The organism is Leisingera sp. ANG-M6, assembly GCF_000813905.1.
In the GTDB taxonomy this organism is placed as follows: Bacteria; Pseudomonadota; Alphaproteobacteria; order Rhodobacterales; family Rhodobacteraceae; genus Leisingera.
The window spans coordinates 95,828-113,863 of the sequence record NZ_JWLG01000001.1 but is presented as its reverse complement, the minus strand read 5'-3'; the positions used below and the strand labels follow the sequence as shown (position 1 = coordinate 113,863).

At 63.0% G+C, this 18,036-nt stretch carries 19 protein-coding genes; 8 read left to right on the top strand and 11 right to left on the bottom strand.

All coding sequences use genetic code 11. The annotated features are described in order from the left end of the window. The first annotated feature begins 397 nt into the window (after positions 1–397). From RA24_RS22135 to RA24_RS00485, 7 genes are all read left to right on the top strand, one after another. Positions 398–817 carry a hypothetical protein gene (locus RA24_RS22135; protein ID WP_152612784.1) on the top strand — a complete coding sequence of 140 codons (420 nt, stop codon included), beginning with the start codon at positions 398–400 and terminating at the stop codon, positions 815–817. Between the two features lie 214 nt (positions 818–1,031). Next, entirely contained in the window at positions 1,032–1,346 is a 315-nt protein-coding gene (gene rpsJ / locus RA24_RS00510; protein WP_019298501.1) for a 30S ribosomal protein S10, read from the top strand. Positions 1,347–1,364: 18 nt separating this feature from the next. Beyond that, positions 1,365–2,069: a 50S ribosomal protein L3 gene (rplC, locus tag RA24_RS00505; protein ID WP_019298500.1), complete on the top strand. Its 705-nt coding sequence runs from the start codon at positions 1,365–1,367 to the stop codon at positions 2,067–2,069. Beyond that, positions 2,066–2,683, top strand: coding sequence for a 50S ribosomal protein L4 (gene rplD, locus RA24_RS00500; protein ID WP_019298499.1), 618 nt, complete (start codon positions 2,066–2,068; stop codon positions 2,681–2,683). The genes rplC and rplD overlap by 4 nt, the downstream gene beginning before the upstream one ends. Next, entirely contained in the window at positions 2,680–2,976 is a 297-nt protein-coding gene (locus tag RA24_RS00495; protein ID WP_039188990.1) for a 50S ribosomal protein L23, read from the top strand. Before rplD ends, RA24_RS00495 begins: the two co-directional genes overlap by 4 nt. 128 nt (positions 2,977–3,104) lie before the next feature. Further along, on the top strand, positions 3,105–3,698 hold the full coding sequence (locus RA24_RS00490) for a hypothetical protein (RefSeq protein WP_039188987.1): 594 nt from the start codon (positions 3,105–3,107) through the stop codon (positions 3,696–3,698). Then, on the top strand, positions 3,685–4,767 hold the full coding sequence (locus RA24_RS00485) for a DUF262 domain-containing protein (RefSeq protein WP_039188985.1): 1,083 nt from the start codon (positions 3,685–3,687) through the stop codon (positions 4,765–4,767). The genes RA24_RS00490 and RA24_RS00485 overlap by 14 nt, the downstream gene beginning before the upstream one ends. A 143-nt stretch (positions 4,768–4,910) precedes the next feature. Here the strand turns inward: RA24_RS00485 and RA24_RS00480 are convergent, their stop codons facing one another. From RA24_RS00480 to RA24_RS00430, 11 genes are all read right to left on the bottom strand, one after another. Continuing rightward, positions 4,911–6,428 (bottom strand): aldehyde dehydrogenase (NADP(+)), encoded by a 1,518-nt coding sequence (locus RA24_RS00480; protein WP_039188982.1) that lies wholly within the window; start codon positions 6,426–6,428, stop codon positions 4,911–4,913. 128 nt (positions 6,429–6,556) lie between these two features. Further along, the gene (locus RA24_RS00475; RefSeq protein WP_039188981.1) at positions 6,557–7,237 is read right to left on the bottom strand and encodes a GntR family transcriptional regulator; all 681 of its coding nucleotides are present in this window, start codon (positions 7,235–7,237) and stop codon (positions 6,557–6,559) included. A gap of 142 nt (positions 7,238–7,379) precedes the next feature. Continuing rightward, entirely contained in the window at positions 7,380–8,405 is a 1,026-nt protein-coding gene (locus RA24_RS00470; RefSeq protein WP_039188979.1) for a trans-3-hydroxy-L-proline dehydratase, read from the bottom strand. A 12-nt stretch (positions 8,406–8,417) separates the two neighbouring features. Beyond that, entirely contained in the window at positions 8,418–9,521 is a 1,104-nt protein-coding gene (locus tag RA24_RS00465) for a cis-3-hydroxy-L-proline dehydratase (protein ID WP_039188977.1), read from the bottom strand. A 24-nt stretch (positions 9,522–9,545) separates the two neighbouring features. Continuing rightward, positions 9,546–10,796, bottom strand: a complete 1,251-nt coding sequence (locus RA24_RS00460) for an NAD(P)/FAD-dependent oxidoreductase (protein ID WP_039188975.1) — start codon at positions 10,794–10,796, stop codon at positions 9,546–9,548. Further along, on the bottom strand, positions 10,793–11,743 hold the full coding sequence (locus RA24_RS00455; RefSeq protein WP_039188974.1) for a 4-hydroxyproline epimerase: 951 nt from the start codon (positions 11,741–11,743) through the stop codon (positions 10,793–10,795). The genes RA24_RS00460 and RA24_RS00455 overlap by 4 nt, the downstream gene beginning before the upstream one ends. Continuing rightward, positions 11,734–12,693, bottom strand: a complete 960-nt coding sequence (locus RA24_RS00450; RefSeq protein WP_039188972.1) for a dihydrodipicolinate synthase family protein — start codon at positions 12,691–12,693, stop codon at positions 11,734–11,736. Before RA24_RS00450 ends, RA24_RS00455 begins: the two co-directional genes overlap by 10 nt. 65 nt (positions 12,694–12,758) lie before the next feature. Continuing rightward, a complete protein-coding gene (locus RA24_RS00445; protein WP_019298489.1) occupies positions 12,759–13,481 on the bottom strand; it encodes an amino acid ABC transporter ATP-binding protein in 723 nt (240 codons plus the stop codon). After that, positions 13,478–14,140 (bottom strand): amino acid ABC transporter permease, encoded by a 663-nt coding sequence (locus RA24_RS00440; protein ID WP_019298488.1) that lies wholly within the window; start codon positions 14,138–14,140, stop codon positions 13,478–13,480. The genes RA24_RS00445 and RA24_RS00440 overlap by 4 nt, the downstream gene beginning before the upstream one ends. 11 nt (positions 14,141–14,151) lie before the next feature. Then, positions 14,152–14,814 (bottom strand): amino acid ABC transporter permease, encoded by a 663-nt coding sequence (locus RA24_RS00435; protein ID WP_039187376.1) that lies wholly within the window; start codon positions 14,812–14,814, stop codon positions 14,152–14,154. A gap of 73 nt (positions 14,815–14,887) precedes the next feature. Beyond that, entirely contained in the window at positions 14,888–15,688 is an 801-nt protein-coding gene (locus tag RA24_RS00430) for a transporter substrate-binding domain-containing protein (protein ID WP_039148525.1), read from the bottom strand. Positions 15,689–16,087: 399 nt separating this feature from the next. Between RA24_RS00430 and RA24_RS00420 the strand changes: the two genes are divergently transcribed. Beyond that, positions 16,088–17,983, top strand: coding sequence for a methyl-accepting chemotaxis protein (locus RA24_RS00420; protein WP_039188968.1), 1,896 nt, complete (start codon positions 16,088–16,090; stop codon positions 17,981–17,983). Positions 17,984–18,036: the final 53 nt, after the last annotated feature.

Sequence of the window (18,036 nt, the reverse complement as noted above, 5' to 3'; positions counted from 1 at the left end):
GGCCGCACCGTCGGCGCCGGTGTTGTTTCCAAAATCATTGAATAATGATTTTGAAACGGTGGGCGGCAGGCGGTTTTCGCTAGAAAACCGCTGAGAGCCCACACGGTTCTGAATTTAGAAAGGGCCTCCCTCGGGAGGCCCTTTTTCTATGCGGTTAGCTCTGAACAGGGCAGGGACCGGCCTGGGGTCGAAGGCCGTCTTGCAAAAGCTCCGGTGGAGCTTTTGAGGCCGCAGGGAGCGCCAGCTCCGGGGGCGATGTAAATCGCGCCCGCCCGTTTTGCCGAAGGCAAACCTCCGGTTCGGTGCAGGCCGGTCGCGACCCGAACGCGGGGCGTCCGGGCGAAGTATTGACTGTTCAAGTTTATTGGGAAAACCTCGCCGCACATTGGAGAGTGAAATGTGGGCAGCAATCATTACCGCTTTGGGAACGATCCTCGTTTCAGCTGGTACCTTCTACTTCACGAAGCGTGCAGAGCGTGAAGCTTCTTGGAGATCGAAGAAGCTTACATATTATGAAGAGTTCTTGGGGGCGGCTTCCGGGATCGTGGGACAGAAAACTACTGCTGACGCGCAAAGACGTTTCGCAACATCGGTTAATAATTTGCATCTTGTTGGATCTAACGGTGTAATCTCTGCATTGCATAATTTTATCGATGAAATTTCTGCGTCAAATCGAGAGTTTTCCCAAGCGAAACATGACCAGTTATGGTCAGTTCTTGTTTGGGAGATAAGACGGGACCTAGGCGACCCGCCGACTTCTTCATCCACAGGGTTTGCGGCTCGGCTCTGGGCTTCCGGCACAGGGCGCAACGCCTAGGACACTTCTAAACAAACCCCAAACGCACCGTGCGCCGCAAACGCAACTGTTTCGCGGCGAAACCCCTTGCCTCATGGGGCCATAGGGCGTATAGGGCGCGAGTTCGCCGCGTGCGAATAGGGGCGGGATGATTCCCGCCTTTTGGGTTCGATGAGGGGTTGCGGTGGTCGCAGGCCCTCCTCTCAACCCCAACGCCTGAATAAAAGGCTGTACGATGCAAAGCCAAAACATCCGTATCCGGCTGAAGGCATTTGACTATCGCGTGCTGGATGCGTCCACGCAAGAGATCGTCAACACTGCCAAGCGGACCGGCGCGCAAGTGCGCGGCCCGATCCCGATGCCGAACAAGATCGAGAAATTCACTGTTCTGCGTGGCCCCCACGTGGACAAGAAATCCCGCGACCAGTTCGAGATCCGCACCCACAAGCGCCTTCTCGATATCGTCGACCCGACCCCGCAGACCGTGGACGCGCTGATGAAGCTCGACCTGGCTGCCGGCGTTGACGTCGAAATCAAGCTGCAGTCGTAAGTTCGGAGGGTATAGATTATGCGTTCCGGAATTATCGCTAAGAAAGTGGGCATGACCCGCCTGTTCATGGAAGACGGCAAGCAGATCCCTGTGACCGTTCTGTCCCTGGACGGCCTGCAGGTCGTTGCTCAGCGCACCGAGGAAAAAGACGGCTACACCGCCGTTCAGCTGGGTGCAGGCTCCGCCAAGGCAAAGCGCACCTCGCAAGCCATGCGCGGCGTGTTTGCAGCTGCCAAGGTTGAACCCAAGCGCAAGCTGGTCGAATTCCGCGTTCCCGCGGACGGCCTGATCGAAGTCGGCGCCGAAATCTCGGCCGAACACTTCCTGGCTGGCCAGAAAGTGGACGTCACCGGCACCTCGATCGGTAAAGGTTTCGCCGGTGCCATGAAGCGGCACAACTTCGGCGGCCTGCGCGCCTCGCACGGTGTGTCGATCTCGCACCGTTCGCACGGTTCGACCGGTCAGTGTCAGGACCCGGGCAAGGTCTTCAAAGGCAAGAAAATGGCCGGCCACATGGGCGCAGCCCGCGTGACCACCCAGAACCTGGAAGTGGTGAAAACCGACGCCGAGCGCGGCCTGGTCTTCATCAAGGGCGCCGTACCGGGCCCGAAATCCGGCTGGGTTACCGTCAAGGACGCCGTGAAGAAGAAAGCCCCCGAGGGTCTGCCTTTCCCGGCCGCTCTGAAAACTGCGGAAGTTGCCGCGGAAGGTGGTGAAGCATGAAACTTGACGTGATCAAACTGGACGGCGGCAAAGCGGGCGACATCGAACTGTCCGAAGACCTGTTCGGCCTGGAGCCGCGTGCGGACATCCTGCACCGCGTGGTCCGCTGGCAGCGCAACAACGCGCAGGCCGGCACCCACAAGGTGAAAACCCGCTCCGAGACCTCCTACTCGACCAAGAAGATCTACCGCCAGAAGGGCACCGGCGGCGCACGCCACGGTGACCGCAACGCGCCGATCTTCCGCAAGGGTGGTATCTACAAGGGTCCGACCCCGCGTTCGCACGGCCACGAGCTGACCAAGAAGTTCCGCAAGCTGGGCCTGCGCCACGCGCTGTCCGCAAAGGCGAAAGCGGGCGAACTGGTCATCATCGAGGACGCTGCTTCCGAAGGCAAGACTGCAGCTCTGGCCAAGCAGGTGAAAAACCTGGGCTGGAAGCGCGCGCTGATCATCGACGGCGCAGCGGTCAACGAAGGCTTCCTGCAAGCGTCGCGCAACATCGAAGGTCTGGACATCCTGCCGACCATCGGTGCCAACGTCTATGACATCCTGAAGCGTGACACCCTGGTGATCACCAAGGCGGGTGTCGAAGCACTGGAGGCTCGTCTGAAATGAGCGTGAAGGCAGAACACTACGACGTGATCCGCAAGCCGATCATCACCGAGAAATCCACCATGGCGTCCGAGAACGGCGCAGTGGTTTTCGAAGTGGCAATCGACTCCAACAAGCCGATGATCAAGGAAGCTGTCGAAGCTCTCTTTGGCGTCAAGGTGAAAGCGGTCAACACCACAGTCACCAAGGGTAAGGTCAAGCGTTTCCGCGGCCAGATGGGCAAGCGTAAAGACGTGAAAAAAGCCTATGTCACCCTGGAAGAAGGCAACACCATCGACGTGTCCACCGGACTCTGAGATTTGCCTCTCTGACAAATTGGAAGGCCCTCGCGAAAGCGGGGGCCTTTCCACATTGAGTTGGGTGCAGACAGCGTCAACTGAACGAAAGCATTGATTTGAACTTTGGCTATTTGGATGTTTGAAGCATGAACAGCAGCGACCTACTAAGGCACTTGCGCAGGGACGGTGCTGTACGTTTCACTGACGAGAAGCTTTTTGATGGTCACGCGTGGTATTTTCCGACAAGAACAGGGAGCGAGTACGAAGATTTCCGCTCCGTACTTGGCGGGGTTTTCGGCGTTGCGGCCTCGGACGTTGCCATTGTGGGAAGTGGAAAGTATGGCTTCAGCATGGCTCCAGGAAAGAACTTTCGGGCCTTTCAGCCAAGTGAAGAGGATGAAAGTCCCTCAGATATAGACTTGGTCGTTGTGTCTAAAGGGCTGTTCAATTCAACATGGAAGCATCTGCGAACCGCACACTACAATGGTGCTATTGACGCAAGAAGAATGTTCCAGGGGGACGTTTTCAGAAGGTTCATTATGATTGGTACTGAAGAATACCGAGACACAATGTACCTGAGAGACCTGATGTTGCTGCTTCAGAAGGCAAGGAAGCAAGCGTCAACACGACTTGGCATAGCGCAACAAATCAAGGTCAGGATCTATTCGTCGTGGGCGGATGTGAAGTCCTATCACATCTGGAGCTTGGAGAAACTAGGGGAAGAACATGGGATTCAATAGTGAAATTAGCTTCTCTGAATTGAGTGTTGCGGGCGTCGTAAAAGGGATGCGCGAGGGCGAATACTTTGTTGATCGTGATTTTCAAAGGCGACTTGTTTGGACGGACAAGCAGAAAGTTCGACTGCTCGAAACAGTCCTGATGGAATTTCCGATGCCGGAAATATACGTCTGGAAACAGGATCCAAACCCAGAGACTCTTGCAGAGACTTTTAGCATCGTGGATGGTCAGCAACGAATTTCTACACTGCGGCAGTTCATAAATAACGAGTGGCCCTTGAAGTCTTCTTATCTGGATGACGAGCGGAGAGATGAGGCCTATGCGAATAAGTATTGGAAAGACTTGTCTCAACAGGAGAAGTCGAAAATCCTAAATTACAAGTTGAACTCAAGGCAGATTCCGACTTGGGTAACAAAAGATGAAATTCGTCTGATTTTCGCCCGCTTGAATGAAACAGATCGCTCGCTAAATCCACAAGAGTTGCGCAATGCCACGCTCAATGGGAAGTTCTTGAAGGCATCTGTTGAGGTGGCGGATAGTGATGAGATGAAAGCATTGGACATCTTTTCACAGAATGATGTCCGGCGGATGCTGGATGTAGAGTTCGCAAGTCAGCTGCTAGGTTACGAACGCAATGGTATAACCAATGAGAGTGCCAAGTCGATCAACGATCTTTATGATGCCTACAGCGATGTTTATTCGGACTACGAAAGTGACGTAAAGAAGGTTAGGCAGTCTCTAGAGAGGATCGGTAATCTGTTTGCAAACGCCGAAATAAAGTCGATGTTTGAAACGCAGAACTACTGTTACACTTTGCATGCGTTCTTGGACATTGAAGGTTTTAGAAGTGATGAAGAGCTATCTAAGGCTCTTTCAGCTTTCGTGTCCGCCTACCAACAGGCTCCAGCTGAAGACGACACCTCAGCTCAAGCCGATGCCAATATTTCTGATTTTCGTCAGGGGGCGACATCTCGAACGAGAAGCAAAAGTAGTAGAAGTCTTCGGGTGACGGGGCTACGGAATTGGGTTCGAAGCTTTTTAGGTGACGACATCCGCGACAAAAGTGTTTGAAGCCGGCCTCGGAATATTTTTGTTTTGCTGGGCTGATCGCCGCTTCCACGCATCTATTCCATCTAGACCAAATGGTAAAAAGGCCCCGGATCACCTCCGGGGCCTTCTGCATTCATCAAGACAGCATCCGCAAGCCAGCCCGCTCACCCCTCCCGCAGGTCCTCCGGCAGCAGCGCCTCCGGAATGTTCTGATAACACACGGGGCGCAGGAAGCGGCGGATGGAGAGGGTGCCCACCGAGGTCGCGCCGAAGTTGGTGGAGGCCGGGTAGGGGCCGCCGTGGACCATGGTGTCGCTGACCTCAACCCCGGTGGGGAAGCCGTTGGCCAGCACCCGGCCGGCTTTACGCTCCAGCACCGGCAGCAGGGCCTGGCCCTGGGCGGTGTCAGCCTGATCCAGATGCAGGGTGCAGGTCAGCTGGCCTTGCAGCGCGCGGGCGATCTCCAGCATCTCGGCGTCGCTCCCGGCGGTGATCACCAGACCCAGCGGGCCAAAGACCTCCTCGGCCAGGATCTCGTTGTCGAGCCAGGTGCGGGCTTCGGTGACATACAGATAGGGCGCGGCGGTGCGGGTGTCGCAGCTGGTGGTCAGCAGTTCGCGCACGCCCGCGGTGGCGGCGACGCGGCGCTGGCCGTCCTGGTAGGCGCTGGCGATGCCCTCGGTCAGCATGGTCTGGGGGGCGACCGCTGACAGGGCGGCGGTGGCGGTGTCGATGAAACGGTCCGCGTCAGTGCCTGCGCGCAGCACGGCGATGCCGGGGTTGGTGCAGAACTGGCCCGCGCCCATAGTCAGCGAGGCGGCCCAGCCGGTGGCGATCTCCGCGCCGCGATTGGTGAGGGCGGCGGCGAGGATGAACATCGGGTTCACGGACCCCAGCTCGCCGAAAAAGGGGATCGGCTCTGGCCGTGCGGCGCAGAGGTCGAACAGGGCGCGCCCGCCTGCAAGCGAGCCGGTGAAGCCCACCGCCTTGATCAGCGGGTGCTGCACCAGCGCCGCGCCGACCTCGCGGTTTCCGCCCTGGATCAGGCTGAAGACGCCGGGGTGGAGGCCGCATCTGGTGATCGCGGCCAGGATGGCTTCTGCAACGATTTCGCCGGTGCCGGGGTGGGCGCTGTGGCCCTTGACCACCACCGGGCAGCCCGCCGCCAGCGCTGCGGCGGTGTCGCCGCCGGCGGTGGAGAAGGCGAGCGGGAAGTTGGAGGCGCCGAAGACCGCGACCGGCCCCAGCGGGCGCTGCATCATCCGCATATCGGGCCGGGGCAGGGGCGCGCGGTCCGGCAGGGCGGCGTCATAGCGGCGGTCGAGGTAATCGCCCTTGAGGATATGCTCGGCAAAGATGCGCAGCTGACCCGTGGTGCGTCCGCGCTCGCCCTGCAGGCGGGCCTCGGGCAGGCCGGTTTCCTGGGTGCCGATGGCGGTGATGTCTTCCGCGCGGGCCTCAATCTCATCCGCGATGGCGTGGAGGAAGGCGGCGCGCTCGGCCCGGCTGGTGCTGCCGTAGCTGGCAAAGGCGTCCTCTGCCGCCTCTACCGCGGCATTCACGTCACTGACGCGGCCAACGGAGAAATCGTGGCTGGGGCCTGTGGCGGGGGCGGAGGGGAAGCGGGTGCCGCCGGGCACCCAGGCGCCTGCGATCAGGTGGTTTCCGTGCGGTGTGAACATGGGCGGGCCTCTGTTTGGTGGGATCAGTGAATCTTGATACAGGATAATGGATACAAAATGCGAGTTGCGCAAGAGGAGCGCCGGAGAAAACCGGGCGTTTCACGTGTCAGAAGCTGAAATAGGGCGGGTTAGCTGTCAGCCGTGGCGCGGTGTTCGGCGACCAGCGACAGCAGTTCCTCCTTGGTGCGGGAGATGTGATGGGTCAGCGCGGCGCAGGCGCCCTCCACATCGCGGGCCTGGGCCAGGTCCAGGAGGTCGTGGTGCTCCTTCTTGGCCGGTTCGCGCTGCTTCATCACGCTGAGGTGCATCCGGATGAAGCGGTCGCAATGCAGGCTGATGCCCTGCAGCACCTCGTTGGTCAGCTTGCGGTCCGCAGCGGCATAAAGCGCCGAGTGGTATTTGTGATTGAGCGCGCCCCATTTGGCCACGTCATTGGCATCGTATGAGGCGTCCATGTCCTTGAGGATCTGAGTGCAGCGGGTGAAATCCTGTGCAGTCATCGCCGGGATCGCGCGGCGGAACAGGTCCACCTCCAGCAGGATGCGCAGGTCGAAGATCTCCGCAATCTCGCGCAGCGAGTGCTTGGTGACAGAAGCGCCGCGGTTGGTGGTGAACTGCACCAGCCCTTCGGCGTCCAGCCGTTTCAGCGCCTCGCGGATCGGCATGCGGGAGACGGCGTATTCCTCTGCCAGCGCCTCCTGCCGGATGGTCTCGCCCTCTGCCAGCTCGCCGCTCAGGATACGCTCGCGCAGGTCGTCGGCAATCACTTCCGGGAGGGAGCTGCGGGTAACGGCGCGTTTGCCTGCCATGGGGGCCTCGTCGGGTCTGCTATTCGTATTTTGGATACGCTAGTGGGTTTTCCCTGTCTGTACAAGCAGCCGGCCCGGTCCAGCTGGCCGCGCGGGCGGGCTGGATCCGGTATTGGCATATTGTATCCAAAAGCCGGACCTGTCAGGCGCCCCAGGTGTCGCTGAGACGGTAGCCGCCGGGCCAGGGATCGTCCGGGTCCAGCATGTGCTGGTGAATGCCGGTGATCCAGCCGCGGCCGCTGAGTTCGGGGACAATGGCCGGACGGGTGCCCACAGTGGTCTGTTCCACGATGCGCCCGGTGAAACACGAGCCGATGATCGAAACGGCCTCAAAGGTCTGCCCCAGTTCCATCTGCCCCTTGGCCAGCATCAGTGCCATGCGGGCAGAGACCGCGGTGCCGGTAGGGGAACGGTCGACCTTGCCCGGCTGGATCGCCACTGCTGACCGGCTGCGGAGACCGGTTTCCGTTTGTTCCAGCGGGCCGCAGAAGGCGCAGAAGGAGATGTGGGTCCAGTCCGGGTTCTCCGGGTGGGTGAAACCCAGCTGCGCGTTGGCGGCCTCCAGAATGCGGGTGCCGTGCTGGGCGATCTGCTTGGCGTTTGCCTCTGTGATCTCCAGCCCCAGATCGGCGGCCTGCACCACCACGAAACTGTCGCCGCCATAAGCGGTGTCGACGGTCAGGGTGCCAATGCCCGGCACCTCCAGCGCCGCGCCGGTCTCCCCAGCGAAGCTGGGCACGTTCTGCACGAAGATCCGTTCTGCCTTGCCGTTCCGGCATTCGGCGCGCACCCGCACCAGCCCGCCGGGGGCCTCCAGCACCAGATGGGTTTCCGGCTCCTGCATCGGCAGGATGCCTCCGTCCAAGAGCACGGTGGAGACGCAGATCGAGTTGGAGCCGGACATTGGCGGGGTGTATTCCGGCTCCATGATGATGAAGCCCATGTCGGCCTCCGGGTGCTTGGGCGGCACCAAGAGGTTCACATGGCGGAACACGCCGCCGCGGGGTTCGTTCAGGACGAAGTTGCGCAGGGTTTGGTCGCGGTCGATGAAGGCGCGCTGTTCCCACGGGGTGTCGCCCGGCGGCGGTGCGACGCCGCCAACGATGACATCGCCCACCTCGCCCTCTGCATGGGCGGAAATCACATGGATGGTCTTGCTGCTGCGCATCCGCAGGCCTCCTCAGGAATAGCGGGCAACCGGTTCGCCCAGGGCCTCGAAGATCGGGGTGATCCCCAGGCCGGGCGTGTCCGGGGCGGTCATCCGCCCGTTCACACGCTTGGGCGCGCCGCTGGCAATGTCAACGGTGCCATAGCTGTTGAAGTCGGTGGCGGAGAAGGTGAACTCGGCCGGGGTGGAGCGGGCCAGATGGGCGATGGCGGCGGTGGTGATGTCGCCGCCCCAGGTGTCCTCGATGGTCATCGGGATGCCGTGCGCCACACAAAGGTCGCGCATCAGCCGCGCCCGGCTCAGGCCGCCGACCTTGGAGATTTTGAGGTTGATCACGTCCATCGCATCCTCGGCAATGCCGCGCACCAGGGTGTTGGGGGTGTCGATCACCTCGTCCATTACAAAGGGCAGTGCAGTGCGGCGGCGGATTGAGACGCTTTCCTCGTAGGTCAGGCAGGGCTGTTCCACATAAACGTCGAGGCCCGCGATGGCGCCAACCACCCGCGCCGCCTCGTGCCGGGTCCAGCCGGTGTTGGCGTCGGCCACCAGCAGGTCGGATTTCTTCAGCACCGCGCGGGTGGCATGGATGCGGTCGATATCGTCGTTGGCCTCGCCGCCGACCTTCAGCTGGAACTTGGTGTAGCCCTCGGCGGCATAGCCCTCGATCTTGCGGGCCATGGTTTCCGGGTCTTCTTGGCTGATGGCGCGGTAGAGCACCACATCGTCCTGCGCGGCGCCGCCCAGCAGGGTGTATACCGGCTGACCGGTGGCCTTGCCCAGAAGGTCCCAGCAGGCAATGTCGACCGGCGCCTTGGCATAGGGGTGGCCGCGCAGGGCGGCGTCCATGGTGCGGTTGATGCCGCCGATATTCAGCGGGTCCTGGCCAATGAGATGCGGCGCCAGTTCGGCCAGACCGGCGCGCACGCCGCGGGCGAAGGAGGGCAGGTAGGCGGAGCCCAGCGGGCAGCACTCGGCATAGCCGGTCAGCCCCACGTCGGTGGTGATTTCCAGCACGGTGCTGTCGAAGACATCAACATAATTGCCGTTCGACCAGCTGTAGCGGCCTTCCTTCAGCGGCAGATCGACCTGATAGACAGTGAGCTGGGTGATTTTCATGGCGCGGCTCCTTTCAGCTGCGGGTCAGAACCTGGTAGCGGCGTAGGGCTGCATCGGCAGCGCGGCGGGAGTGTTTGCGGCCAGTGCGGCCACCAGCTCAGCGGTGCCTGCGGCCTGGGTCAGGCCCAGATGGCCGTGGCCGAAGGCATAGATCACGCCGTCCGAGCGGGCGGAGCGGCTGATCACCGGCAGGCTGTCGGGCATCGAGGGGCGGAAGCCCATCCATTGGCTGCCGCCCGCGGTGTCGAGATCCGGCAGGAAATGCTTGGCCTTCTGCAGCAGGATATCGGCGCGGCGGTAATTGGGCGGCAGTTTCAGCCCGCCGAGTTCTACAGCGCCGCCAACCCGCACGCCGCCGCTGATCTTGCTGACGACAAAGCCATGCGCCGGGAAGGTCAGGTGGGTCTTCAGGCCAAAGGCGCCGGGGGGCAGCGTGGTGTTGTAGCCGCGTTCGGTCTCCAGCGGGAAGGTTTCGCCCAGGGTGCGGGCGAGATGGTGCGACCAGGCTCCGCAGGCGACCACGATTTGGCTGGCGGAGACCGGGCCGTCCTTGGTCTGCGCCACAGACTGCCCGCCTTCGCTGCGCAGGGCGGTGACTGCGGCGGTGCCGATTCTGCCGCCACGTGCCACAAAGGTCTGCGCCAGATGTTCCGCCCAGGTCTTGGGGTTTACTGTGTTCATCCAGTCGGGGGTGAATGCGGCATGGGTGAAACGGGGGGCGAGGCCGGGCTGAACCTCGGCAATCGCAGCGGGGCTGCGCAGCAGGTCGAAACGGATGCCATGCGCGCGCCGCAGCTGCCAGTCGGGCAGGGCGGCGCGGAAGGCGGTGTCGCCCTCGTAGAGCTGCAACTGCCCCTCGCGCTGCATCAGCGGCTCGCCGTCCACATCGGCGATCTGGCGTTCCAGCGCAGCGCGGGAATGCGCCATCAGCAGCACCTGCGCCTGCAGCGCGGCCTGGTAGCGGCTGCGCCAGCTGGCGCGCCAGAAGCGCAGCATCCAGGGCGCGATCTGCAGCGCATAGGCGGGTGGCACCGACAAGGGGCCCAGCGGATCCAGCAGCCACTTGGGGGCCTTGCGCATGATGCCGGGCGTCGCCAGCGGCACGATGTCGGTAAAGGCGAAGGCGCCGGCGCTGGCCGCCGAGGCCTCTGCCGCGACGCCGGTGCGGTCGAGGATGCGCACGCGGCGGCCCTGTTTCTGCAGTTCCAGCGCGGCGCTGAGGCCGATGATGCCGGCGCCGATGACGAGGATATCGTCTGAAGGGTGCGCTGTCATGCAGGTTCCTCCGAACCCGCAAGGATGCCGCCGCGGAAGGGGTCATCGGGGCTGAAGAACAGCTTGCCCTCGCCCATCACAAAGGCCTGGCCGCTGAGGGTGGGGATCACCCCGCCATCCGTGCCCGGCTGATAGGACAGGCGGTAGGGGGAGCCGATGATGCTTTCCTGGATGATCTCCTCGCCCGGTTGCAGCCGCCCCGCTGCTGCCAGGCAGGCCAGCCGGGCGGAACTGCCGGTGCCGCAGGGGGAGCGGTCGTAGGTATCATCCGGGCAGAGCACGAAGTTGCGGCTGTGAATGCCCGCGCGGGGGGAGGCGTCCTGAAAGATCACATGGTCGATGGGTTCGCCGTTTTCGCCGCCCACCCCTTGGGCATTGGCGGCGGTGCGGATGGCGATGGCGTGATCGGTCAGGGCGCGGATGTTTTCCCTGCGCAGGGGCAGCGGGCCGGGTTCGACAATGAAGAACCAGTTGCCGCCATAGGCGACGTCGCCGGTCACTGTGCTGCCGTCCGGCAGGGAAACCTTGGCCGCCGCGGTCACCCGGCGGCTTTCGATGTTGGTGACGGTGACGGTATTGGCATCCTCCAGCAGCATCGTCACCACGCCGACGGGGGTCTCGATGCGGTGGCTGCCGGGGGTGATCAGGCCCAGATGGGCCAGCGTCACCGCCAGCCCGATGGTGCCGTGGCCGCACATGCCCAGCACTGCATCGGCATCAAAATAGATGACGCCAGCGGCGCAGGTGGGATCGGTGGGCTGCACCAGCAGCGCGCCGACCATGGCGGGCTGGCCGCGCGGCTCGCGCATGACGGCGTGGCAGAAGCCCATGTGGTCCTCTGCCAGCCGCCGCGCGCGCTCTGCCAGCGGGCCGGTGCCCAGATCGGGACCGCCCTCCAGGATCACGCGCGTCGGCTCGCCGCCGGTGTGGCTGTCGACTACATGCATTCGGCGATGATCCCGCCCTGCGCCGACCAGTCCGCAAACCAGGTGCGGAACAGCTTGTACTGCTGTTCGCAATAGTTGCGCTGGGCGTCCGACAGCTCGTCAGTCTCGTTGAAATGCAGGCGGTAGTCTTCCTCACCGTTCAGCACCAGGAGGTGCTTGTAGTAGAGGATCAGGTCCGGGCCTTCGTCGAAGGTCGAGAGCACATGGATGGCGTCGGTCAGCTCCAGCGCGCGGACGCGGGCCTCGGCGCTGCCTTCGGCCGCCAGTTTCGACAGGCGCGCCAGCAGCAGCGCCTCCTTGGGCAAGGCGCAGCCGATGCCGGTGATCGAACCGGTGGCGCCGCAGTTCACAAAGCCGTGGTAGACCTCGGTGTCGACGCCGACCATCAGCGTCACTTGGTCGTCCTGGCTGGTGATATGCTCCGCCGCATAGCGCAGGTCGTCCTTGCCGCCGAACTCCTTGAAGCCGATCAGGTTCTTGTGCTCCGCACGCAGAGCAAAGAACAGCTCAGCGCGGGTGGCAAAACCGTAGTAGGGGCTGTTGTAGATGATTGCCGGCACGTCTGGAGCCGCGTCCAGAATGGCTTTGAAATGGTTCTTCTGCGCCGCAACGGAGGTGCCGCGGGACAGGACACGCGGGATCACCATCAGGCCGGCCGCGCCAACCTCCTGCGCGTGGCGGGCGTGATCCACCGCGGATTTGGTGTTGATCGCGCCGGTGCCGACCACAACCGGCAGGCCTGCGGCGGCGAGGCGGGCGACGCCCTCCATCCGCTGTGCGTCGGTCAGCAGCGGCCAGTCGCCCATCGAACCGCAGTAGACCACCGCCGACATGCCCGCGGCGATCATCTCCTCGCCCTTTTTGACCAGCGCGTCGAAGTTCGGCGTGCGGTCCGGGTTGCAGGGGGTCATCAGGGCCGGCATGGTGCCGGTGAAGACGTTTGTAGACATTATCCAATTTCTCCAGTTAGGGGCAGGCTGCCGCTGGGAGGCACGGCAGCCTGCGGGGGAAGGGGTCAGCGCACGTTGGCGAGGAATTTGCGGGTGTGTTCGGACCGGGCGTCGCCGAAGATCTGCGCGGGCGGGCCGATCTCCTCCATCACGCCCTGATGGAAGAAGGCCACCCGGTCGGAGACATCGCGGGCAAAGCCCATCTCGTGGGTGACGCAGATCATCGTCATGCCCTCATCTGCCAAGAGGCGCATGGTATCCAGCACCTCGCCCACCAGTTCCGGGTCAAGGGCAGAGGTCGCCTCGTCAAACAGCATGTATTCCGGCTCCATCGCCAGGGCGCGGGCTATTGCCAGCCGCTGCTGCTGGCCGCCGGACAGGGCGCTGGGGTAGACATCCAGCTTCTCGCCCAGCCCCACGTGCTGCAGCTGTTTCGCTGCAATGTCGCGGGCCTCAGCCTTGGATTTGCCTTTGACGATGCGCGGTGCCAGCGCCACGTTTTCCAGCGCCGTCAGATGGGGAAAGGAATTCCACTGCTGGAACACCATGCCCAGCTTCTGGCGCAGCTTGTTGATGTCGGTGCCCTTGGCATGGACGTCGGTGCCGTCGACGGTGACTGCGCCGTCCTGGATCATCTCCAGCCCGTTGATGCAGTAAAGCAGCGTCGATTTGCCGGAGCCGGAGGCGCCGATGACAGAGAGCACCTCGCCCTTCTGCACATCCAGGTCGATGCCTTTCAGAACGTGCAGAGCGCCGAAATACTTGTGAAGGTCGCGGATGGAAATCATTGGGCCCACCTGTTTTCGAGATGTGTGGCGTAGCGGGAGACCGGATAGGACAGCGCGAAATAGAAGGCGCCGGCCAGGGCCAGGATCAGGAACGGCTCCTGGGTGCGGGTGATCAGGATCTGGCTGGCCTTCAGCAGCTCGACATAGCCGAGCACGGAAACCAGCGCGCTGTCCTTCATCACCCCCAGCGCAACGCCGACCCAGGACGGGAACACCGCCCGCCCGCCGATCGGCAGCACCACATGGCGCAGGTCCTGCCAGTAGCTAAGCCCGAGGCTGCGTGCGGCGCGGCGCATCGGGGCGCCCACCGCCTCAATCCCGCCGCGGGCCACATTGGCCACCAGCGCCGCGGTATAGACGGTCAGGATCACGGTGCCGGAGGCAAAGGGATCAAGGTTCAGCCCGACGATCGGGGCGAAGTTGTAAAACAGCACCAGCTGGATGATCAGCGGCACAGAACGGAACACGTCCAGCACCGGGGCCAGTGTCAGGGTTGCGGCGCGGCGGCCCTCGTACAGCATCCAGCCGAACAGGGTGCCCAGCACCGTGCCAAGCGAGATCGACAGGACGGAAATCCACAGCGTGCGCAGCGCCGCCTCGCCCATGAACCACAGGTCATTTGGGGCAAAGCCGCTGAAAAACTTGAGTGTCGGTTCCATGGCTCTCCCCCTCAGTACCGGAACAGCCGGGCGGCCATCAGCCGCGAGCTCAGCAGGATCACCTTGACGATGGCGTAGTAGATCACCGCCGTGACCGCAAAATATTCAAAGATGCGGAAGGTGCGGGAGGCGAAGAACTGGGTTTCACCCGACAATTCGCGGAAGCCCACCAGCATCCCCAGCGAGGACATCAGAACCGCCCAGACCATCTGGTTGGTGATCGGGTGGTAGACGATGCGGAACACCTGCGGGATCACCACCCGGCTGTAGGCCTGCCATGGTGTCATGCCAAGGCTGCGTGAGGCACGGATCTGGGTTTCCGGCACCGCCTTGAAGCCGCCGCGGAAGTTTTCTGCCAGGTAGCCTGCGCAGTTGAAGGTGAGCCCCGCCAGCACGATCAGATAGGGCGACAGATGCAGCCCGAAGGCGCCGAGGCCGAAGCCGAAGAAGAACAGCTGGAACAGCGCCGGCGTGTTGCGGGCCAGCTCCACCCAGGCGGTGGCGAACCAGTAGACCGGCCCCCGAAGGTGCAGCCGCGCCAGCGCCAGGCAGAGGCCGATCACGATGCCCAGCACCATCGCCAGCACTGCCACCTGCAGCGTCAGGGAGGCCGCCTCCAGCAGGTCCGGCAGGCTTTTCATCACCGGCCGCCAGTGAAAATTATAGTCGAACATGTGGGGTTATGCTCCCTAGCCCCTGCCAGCAGCCGGGAGAGCGCGGCTGGCAGGGGCGGGTTTCACCGTTGGATCAGTACAGCACGCCGGGGATGCGCAGCTCAGGCGCGTCGCCGCCGACGTATTTGCCCCACAATTCCGCATAACGGCCCGACCGCACCTGGTGGGTCACAAACAGGTTCAGGAAGTTGATCCAGGTGACATCCTCGCGCTTGCCGACGACCGAGGTGTAATCGGTCGTCCAGGGCATCCGCGGGCCGGCCGCCAGGGTCTCATACTGCTGGGTTACCGGCAGCACCGCGGTATTGGTGGTCAGGCCGATGTCCGCCTTGCCCTGCGCCACAGCCAGGAACACCTCGTTCTCGGACTGGTAGCCCTGGTAATTGCCCTCTTCGCCCCATTCGGCAGCGATCTTCAGCCATTCCTGCTCCGGCACGGTGCCGATGGCGCCGGCCACCCGCTTGCCCTTGATGTCCTCAAAGCTTTCGATGCCGCTTTCGGTGTTCACGACGCCCTGGGCGAAATAGATTGCGTAAGGAATGGTGAAGCCGACGGTGCGCGCCCGCGCCAGGCTGTCGGAGGTGGCACCGAACACCACGTCTGCACGGCCGGTCACGATGGCGGGCAGGCGCTCGGCCCAGGTCACCGGCAGGATCTCGGCATCAACCTCCAGCGCTGCCGCCAGGTCGTTGCAGTAGTCGACGTCAAAGCCTGCCGGTTCGTTGTTGGCATCCCGGTAGCCGATCGGCGGGAAATCCAGCACCACGCCGCAGCGCAGGGTGCCGCGGTCCACCACATCATCGAGCGTATCCGCAAGGGCAGGTGCCAAGGGCACCAGGGCAAGCGCCGCAGCCGCGGCCAGCGATTTGAACATGAGATCCTCCTGTCGGTTCGTTGTTGTGGAGAATCAGATACAGGATAATGGATACAAAATCCACATGTATGTGAAGACGCCGATTCTGGGGGCCGGTTCCCTGCGCATCTGTTGCGGCAGGCAAAGCTCGAACTGCGGGCCTGTGCGGCCGAACCGGCAGGGCGCAAAGCGGCCCGAAGGCGTCGCAGAACGATCTGCCTGCGGCATTTTGCGCGCGCGCTGCGCAGCCGTGCAGGCCATATAATCCATTGATATCATTTGAATGTCACTGAAACCCCCTCGGGGAAGCCGGCTTCCTGCAGCATCCGGGCGGCTGCAATCGTCTGCGAGCTAGGAATTTCTTAGGAGCAGGTCTCTAGGGAGGAGAGCTTAGGCCTGTAACTAAGGGACCAAATCACTATGCCTGCATTTCTCTACCGTCTGCCTGTCCGGATCTACGCTCTGGCTGCCCTGGCGATTCTTTTGTTTGCGATGCTGACCGTCTTCCTGCTGGTCCGCTCGAATAACGACGAATACGCCAGCCGCGAACGCGAGCTGCACCAGATCACCGACTTGGCCTTCAGCCAGCTGCACGCGCTGCAAAGTCAGGTCGAAGACGGCCAGCTGGATGAGGCCGCGGCCCGCGAGATGGGGCGCACGGCGCTGGAGACCTTCAGGTTCGGCACCGCCGGCGATTTTCACGCCTTTGATTTCGATCTGGTGATCACCGCAAATGCCTTCCTGCCGGAGTGGGTGGGCACGCGCCAGCCTGGCCTGACCGATGAAAATGGGGTCAAGATCTATCAGGAGATGCTCAAGATCGCCAAGGCGGACGGCCAGGGCTCGCTGATCTATCATTTCGCCAACGCAAGCACCGGCGTGATCGAGGCCAAGATGGGTTATATCCGGGTCTATGAGCCCTGGGGCTGGATCATCGGCACCGGTGCCTATGTGTCGGATATCGAGGCCAAGGTGCAGGAAAACATCATCACAACCGTGACAGGTCTGCTTGTGACCCTGGCGGTTCTGATGGCGGGCGCGACCCTGATCACCCGCAGCGTCACCGGGCCGGTCAGCGCCTTGCGCGGGCGGATGCAGTCGATGGCGGAGGGCGACACCGCCAGCGCCATTCCGGCCACCGCCAACAAAAGCGAAATCGGCGAGATGGCCCGCACCCTGGATGTCTTCCGCCAGGCGCTGATCCGGCAGCAGGAGCTGGAGGATGCCGAACATGCGCTGAACGAGAAGCGCAGCAAGGTTGTGGCGGCGCTCAGCAGCAAGCTGTCGGCGCTGTCGCAGGGCGACCTGACGGCGCAGATCACCGAGACCTTCCCGCAGGATTACGAACAGCTGCGCCAGGACTTCAACACCACCGCGCGGAACCTCAGCTCCACTGTGGAGCAGGTGATTGCCGCCGCCGCCAGCATCCGCAACGGCGCCACCGAGATCAGCCAGGCCTCCGACGACCTGTCGCACCGCACCGAAAGCCAGGCGGCCACCCTGGAGCAGACCGCCGCGGCACTGGATGAGCTGACCGCCTCCGTCAAATCCGCCGCCGACGGCGCCCGCAGTGTCGAGGCGACCATGGACGAGGCAAAGGAAGAGGCCCGCACCAGCGGCGAGGTGGTGCAGAGCGCGGTCTCGGCAATGACCGAGATCGAGGAAAGCTCCAACAAAATCAGCCAGATCATTTCTGTGATCGACGACATCGCCTTCCAGACCAATCTTCTGGCACTGAACGCGGGCGTTGAGGCGGCGCGGGCCGGCGAGGCGGGCCGCGGCTTTGCGGTGGTCGCCAGCGAAGTGCGGGCGCTGGCGCAGCGCTCCTCCGATGCGGCGATGGAGATCAAGACGCTGATCTCCGACAGCTCCGGCCAGGTCGCGCGCGGGGTGGATCTGGTGGGCAAGGCGGGCGATGCGCTGCAAAGCATCGTCAGCCAGGTCACCCATATTTCGCAGCTGGTCTCCGGCATTGCCGAGGGCGCGGCGGAGCAGTCGACCGGCCTCAACGAGATCAACACCGGTGTGACCCAGCTGGATCAGGTGACCCAGCAGAACGCGGCGATGGTCGAGGAGGCGACTGCAGCGGGCCACATGCTGAAGACCGATGCTGGCAAGCTGGCCGATCTGGTGGCCCACTTCAAGATCGCGGGCGGCAGCCAGCTGGCCGCCCCGGCCAAGGCCCCCAGCGCCCCGGCAGCAGCGCCGGCGCCGACCGCCCATGGCGGCGATGACTGGGACATGCAGCCCGCGCCCCAGCCCGCCGCGGCGGCCGCCAGCGGCAACGCCGCCCGCGACTTGTGGCAGGATTTCTGATCCGAAACAGCGTCTTGCAGACAAAGATGCCCGGGGAGCGATCCCCGGGCGTT